This is a genomic window from Roseateles hydrophilus (genome assembly GCF_026712245.1).
Classification (GTDB): domain Bacteria; phylum Pseudomonadota; class Gammaproteobacteria; order Burkholderiales; family Burkholderiaceae_C; genus Pelomonas; species Pelomonas hydrophilus.
This window is the reverse complement of record NZ_JAPPUY010000010.1, coordinates 1-5,890: the sequence shown is the minus strand read 5'-3', so window position 1 is coordinate 5,890 and position 5,890 is coordinate 1. Positions and strand designations below refer to the sequence as shown.

The 5,890-nt window shown below is 59.4% G+C and carries 5 protein-coding genes; 3 read left to right on the top strand and 2 right to left on the bottom strand.

Going from position 1 to position 5,890, the window contains the following annotated elements; all coding sequences use genetic code 11:
* Positions 1-1,827 precede the first annotated feature (1,827 nt).
* From NYO99_RS21290 to NYO99_RS21280, 3 genes are all read left to right on the top strand, one after another.
* Positions 1,828-2,259: a hypothetical protein gene (locus NYO99_RS21290; RefSeq protein ID WP_268169301.1), complete on the top strand. Its 432-nt coding sequence runs from the start codon at positions 1,828-1,830 to the stop codon at positions 2,257-2,259.
* Positions 2,260-2,881: 622 nt separating this feature from the next.
* Positions 2,882-3,220 (top strand): hypothetical protein, encoded by a 339-nt coding sequence (locus tag NYO99_RS21285; RefSeq protein ID WP_268169300.1) that lies wholly within the window; start codon positions 2,882-2,884, stop codon positions 3,218-3,220.
* Positions 3,221-3,352: 132 nt separating this feature from the next.
* A complete protein-coding gene (locus NYO99_RS21280) occupies positions 3,353-3,739 on the top strand; it encodes a hypothetical protein (RefSeq protein ID WP_268169299.1) in 387 nt (128 codons plus the stop codon).
* A gap of 57 nt (positions 3,740-3,796) precedes the next feature.
* Here the strand turns inward: NYO99_RS21280 and NYO99_RS21275 are convergent.
* Together NYO99_RS21275 and NYO99_RS21270 are read right to left on the bottom strand one after the other, a co-directional pair.
* A protein-coding gene (locus NYO99_RS21275) for an IS3 family transposase (RefSeq protein WP_268169298.1) occupies positions 3,797-4,899 on the bottom strand; the annotation gives its coding sequence in 2 pieces (ribosomal slippage) (positions 3,797-4,641 and positions 4,641-4,899; 1,104 coding nt in all).
* Positions 4,900-5,207: 308 nt separating this feature from the next.
* The coding region (locus tag NYO99_RS21270) for a hypothetical protein (protein WP_268169297.1) at positions 5,208-5,890 on the bottom strand (683 nt) is incomplete at its 5' end.

Genomic DNA, 5,890 nt, shown 5'->3' with positions numbered 1-5,890 from the left:
AACGCAAGAAAGGAGACCCCAAGACCTCAGAGATATCCACAGACTCAGGCTCCCTCGGGTAGCCTTCAGGGGTGGGTCAGTTCTGCACGAGCGCCCCGGGTCAGTTCGCTGCGAGCCTCAACACGCTGATGGACAGCCTGATGGAGAGACGAGCTCCGATGCTTCTACGGCTGGCCATGCTGTTCGCTCTATCCGATCGACAGTGGTGCATTGGGCAAGACCACATCGAAGCGGCATCCGCGTGGGCGAGGTACGCGGGTCAGTCTGCAAGCTTCGTTCTTGCCGGGAGCAAGGGATCGCCTGCGCAGGCTCAGATCACGTGGGCAGCGGAGCGGATCTCAGCGTTCTTGGCGGCGAAGGGCTCGGCGTCAAGACGGGATCTGGTGGTGAACTGCTTTGGTCGCCATCAGCCGGCAGCCATCGTGGATGCAGCAATCGCACACCTGATGCAACGGGACCATGCGGGTGCACGACTTGAAGTTCAAGCACGATCACCCGTGGGCCCGGGCCGACCCGCCACCATCTACCGGTTGGTGAGACCCGCCCAAACGAGTTAGTTCGCAGGGGTCGTTTGCCCCTAAGTCCCTGTCGGGGAACAAAGTTCGCTTTGTTCGCAAGTTCGCCGCGAACTTCGAAGTCAACGATCATCGACGATGTGCTGGTCAGGCCGCGTAAGCAGAGGGCTAAGTCAACTTGATCAGCGGCGGCGACCAAAAGGTCTACGCTGACTCTTGATTAGAAGGCAAGCTATACCCAAGAGCAGCATGGCACTAGCACGCGGTTCCGGAACAGGGGCAATGTCCCCGTCGAGGACAGCAACCGAAAAGATCGCCGTGTGTGCACCTATCGCGTACTGGAATCCGTCATAGTTGTAGAAGCTCCACACCAATCCAGACCAAGGCTGCGTGGTGTCCACCTCAAACCCCTGCCCTGCGAAGTATCGGAGCTGCATGCCCGTGAACGGCCCTGTATTGGACAAACCCCAGCCTGCTTGCTCGCCACCTGTGCAACCGTTGTCGGCACAGCGAGCCACGTTCCCCAACGTAACGTAGAACATATGGGCGAGCTCTGATGCGCTCGTGTCGGGGTTGTAGCCACAGCCCGTCTGATTGGGACTACTGGGGTCACAACCCACAACCCCAACAACGTTGGGCAATCGCCAGCCCGTCACGCCGTGGACGTTGAGGGATGACGCCCAAGACATGGATTGCGCCCAATCCATCGGACCGTTCGCATTCCAGTCAGCGAGCCAAGTTACGTTTAGTGCGACATCGTAGAAGGCATCAGTCTTTCCGTCGGCATTGACGTCGCGCGGCACGAGCGTGGACTCCCATGAGCCCTGCCCCGGGACGCCAAGCGCCCAAGCAGCCGATGAAAGCCAAAGTGCACCAAAAAATAACCCTGCACGAACTCGCCAACTGAGAAGAACCTTCAACACGTCGCCACTCCCCGAAGACTTTTGTTGGTCACCATGCTATAGGCGGCGTTCTCACTAGATCCCCCGCAGTCGTGGGGGCGAGAGATCAATTCGTACCAAGAAGGCGCTGCTTTCGTTGTGTAGAACGGCAGGTCGTCACGTACATCCAGATCCAGCCAGGCGCACCGACACAATATTCCATATCCGATTTTTCCGTAAGAGAACGCGATGCAATGCGCCGAGAGCGGTGCTTCATAGTGATCGACTGGGTCAACCGTTCAAGGTGAGTCCCCGGAGGCATACCTTTCGCCGGACCTGCGGCAGTGACGCTAGCTCGACCGCTAGACTCGGAGTTACTCTCCGCAAACTCACGCTCCCCACGGCTCAGCCTCTCTTGGAAAGAAGACCACATGAGCAAGACCGCACTGATCGGAAAGTCGAAGGAACTGTACGTTGCGACACTTCTGGTCACGCGGCACTTGCACGTCTACTTTCCCTTGGTAGACAACGGATTTGATCTCGTTGTCACCAGCACAGACGGGCGCTTTCATGTTCCGGTTCAAGTCAAGTACAAGGAGTCCAGAACCGGGCTTACGCTACATCGAGACGATGCCGAGAAATTTCGGCTCGCCAATGCGGTTTTGGCATTCGGCAGCGGGTCTGCTGATGTCGAAAACTTCTACTTCATTCCCGCAAGAGAATGGTGCGAAAGAGCCGAAGACCGAGCACGAGGAGACAACAAACTGGCGGTCTATTTCTCCGAAGACAAAGTATGGGCTGATCAGTATCTCGGCAACGCTGGCATTGATCGCTCTTTCGCCAGTGTTCTCGGGAAGACCTGACAACTCTGCAGGAGTCAGCTTGAAGTTTAGTTGCAAGGATTCCCGCTCAACGACCTTCGCTGCAACAGCGCTTATGACCGCCCAAGAGCTTATCGACATACTGCATCGCCTGCCAGCGAACCAGCCTGTGCTCGTGGAGGGGTACGAAAATGGGTGGGATGCTCTGCTTTCTGTCGAGGTCGGATACGCAATGCCTCACTCAGCGTGTGAAAGCTGGGACGGGGAGTTCGAGCGTTGCGATGCCGGCGCCACTGGCGTGGCCGCCGCAATTTTCTTGATCGGTCGGCGAGGGCACCGGCGGTGACCGGCAACCCAGCCTCGCCTTCCTTCAGGATCGCCACGATCTGGCTCTCGCTGAACTTGCTCTTCCTCATTTGGGCCTCTTCCTTCTCGGCGCGCCTCATTCTCCAGTTATGCCCTGTCTACTCCTTCTGGGGGGAGCTTATGCCTTGCCAGAAAACTGCTAAGGTTTATTTGCCGCCAATTGCTCTGTGCCGGTTGGCCGACACCGTGTCGCGGCAGATAAGCGCTGACCGTCACGCTCCATGGTGATCAATCTATGAACCAACTCGGAGAAGCGTCGCCGGAGACGCAATCTACGTCTCGGACCAAAAAGGTCATCGTGACCGTTGTCGTTGCTCTTCTGCTCATCCCTGCTCTTCTAATAGTTGTTGCCACAACCATCTGGCGTGCCATCGACTGGATCCGAGGAAACCACGAGAGAGCAGCAGAGAACACGCGGGACGCAGCAAAGGGGGCGCTTGTGGTTTCAAAGCTTGCGGTCTTCTGGTCGTGGCTGGTCGCTCCAACCGGAATGACAGCAGTTGCTACAGCTATAGGTGTCACCAGCACACCTCTTATAGTCCTGGCCACTCCTGTAGTCGTAGCCATCGCCGGCGCAACGGCAACTGTGGCAACCGCCTTGGAGCTCTACTCAAAGTGGCGGAAACGCCGTGTCTAACCAATCGACAGTTCCTGCCTGGCGCAATGCTGCAGCCGAGACCAACGGCGTGCAGCCTTTGGACCGTAGCGCCACCGTCTGCGGCTGAGCTTCGAGTTATGTGGCAAAGTCCAATCCAACAAAGGAGACGTTTTGAAGTTCTGGAAGTTCGAGACGCCCACGGCTGAACTGCTCGACGCCGTCCTCGCAAGTGGAGCGCTGCCTCCATCAGTTCCTGTCGCTGGACTCAGGGACACACACGGGAAAGCGACCAGTAAGTTGAAACCTGGTGATGGCGTGGTGCTCGCAACTCTTCAAGGCGAAGAGGGAAAGATCATTGCCTTCGGCAAAGTGCGGGCCGGGAACAGCCCAATTGATCAACTAGCCGTTCGATGGGTGAGAGCATCGCACGGTGTGCATCCAACAGGCAGTGGCCTCGAACATTGGCGGTCTAAAACGGCCTTTGAGATTTCAGCCGAGCCTGCAGAACGGTATGGTCTTCAACGCTTCATCGATTTCCATATTAAAGATTCGATGTAAGAGGCAGGTCGACTCGGGCAGCTTGTGACCTGCTCGGGATTTCCGAGACAGTAATTCCTAGAAGACGGCGGGTTGCAGGTCTTGACGGAGTTGCTGCTTGAACTCGGTCGGGGTCAAGTATTGCAGGCTGCTGTGCGGCCTGACCTCGTTGTAGTGCTGGCGCCAGGACTCGATGACGACCTTGGCCTCTCGGCGCAAGCGGAACCATTCGACGGACAGGCATTCGTCGCGGAATTTGCCATTGAAGCTCTCGTCGGCACCGTTCTGCCAAGGCTTGCCGGGGTCGTTGAGAACCATCGCGATGCCGGAGCTGGCGATCCACTCCAGGATGGCCTGGCTGACGAACTCCGGTCCGTTGTCCGAGCGCATGAACAGCGGCGCCCCATGAACGCTCACCAAGCGCGACAGCACCTCGATCACGCGCTTGGAACGGATCGAGCGCGCGACGTCGATGGGCAGGCACTCCCGGGTGTACTCGTCGATGACCGTCAGGCACTTGAGCTGCTGGCCCGTGGCCGTGGTGTCGAAGACGAAGTCGTAGGCCCAGACCATGTTGGCCTTGAAGGGCGTGTGCACGCGAGGTCGCTTGGAAGCGATGCGCTTGCGCGAACGCTTCCTGGGCACCAGCAGGCCCGCTTGGCGCCACAGCCGATGCGTGCGCGACCAGCTCAGCTCGAAGCCGCGCCAGCGCAGGAACACGCGGATGTGCCGATAGCCGTAGCGCGGGTACTGGGCTGACAGCTCCTTCATCGCCTCGATCACCGGTGCGTCTTTGGCCGGCAGGCGCGGTTGGTAGCTGGGCGTGGCGCGAGACATGCCGATGAGCCCGCAAGCCCGACGCAGGCTCAGGCCACGCTCGCGAGCGAAGGCGACCTGGGCACGTCGAGCCAGCGGGCTCACCATTTTTTTGCGTTGATCTCCTTGAGGACTTCGATGTCCAGATCACGCTCGGCCAGCAGCTTCTTGAGCCGGCTGTTCTCCAGCTCGAGCGCCTTCAGGCGCTTGACGTCAGCGACTTCCAGCTGGCCGAAGTGCTTGCGCCAGGCGTAGATCGTGGGCTCGCTGACCTTGTGCTTCTTGGCCGCCTCGGCCACCGTGGTGCGGTCTGCTTCTCGCAGGATCGCCACCATCTGCTCTTCCGTGAATCGACTTTTCCTCATGGGCTCCTCGGGGGATGGAGCCATCTTCTCTGTGAATCAGCGTCTCGGAGAAGCCGAGCAGGTCATAACACAGGCAGTTGCGGCTTAATCCCTTCAGCCACTCAACAAAGGGCCCCTCGCGGGGCCCTTGCATTTGCTTTTGAACCCTTTCTGCCCACGGTGGAGTCCAAATGCGTGCACTTTTTGTGATCGCAGTGACCTGCCCGACCTGTGGCCTCCAGAAGCAAGGCAGAGCCTGACGGCGGTGTCCATTCAGCAGCCAAACCTAGTCCCCGGAGCGGCACCTCGCTCCGCCCCCCCTCCGTGCGCTAGCCCGCCGCCCGGTTCAGCAAGCTGGTGAGCCGGCGCAGCCGAGAGCTCTTCCAGTCATCCAATCCGTAGAGCCCCAAGGACCTGTCGAACGTTCTCTTGGCCTTGCTGACGATGCTGCGATCCAGCCTGCTCAGCTGTGCAGTCAGCGCGTTCGACAGTTCTGGATCACCGAGGCCACCGGAGCGGCTGTTGATCCAGTGAGCCAGCAGAAGCCAAGCTACGGATGGTTCGGCAACGAGTGCCCCCACCTCCTCGATGGCATCCCTCAAGTCGTTGTGAATCGAGAGCGACCAGCAGTAGTTGTCCAGCGAATCGAAGCTGCCATCGGTCAGGAGGTACGCGTGGATGCCCTGTGCAACCATGCGCATCGTCGCGAACCCGCTTTCGTCGTGCTGCCCGCGCATGACCGTGAGCAAGTCCGGGCAAGCTACGTCATATGCATCGACCACGGAGAGCATGCAGTCTGGCGCGGGCATGCCAGCCCGGCTGTTCCGCCAGACCGTGGGCGTGGACGCCAAGGCGCCAAGTGCTGGCGCAGCCATGACGCTTGACGTGCCCCCCCATCCCGCGGCAAGCATCGACTGCACCTGGTGCAACTGCGCTTCGTCGGTTGCTTTGTCGTTGGCCTCTCGAACATGCACAAGGATGCAATGGGTCTGGCTGGACAGCAGTTGGTGGC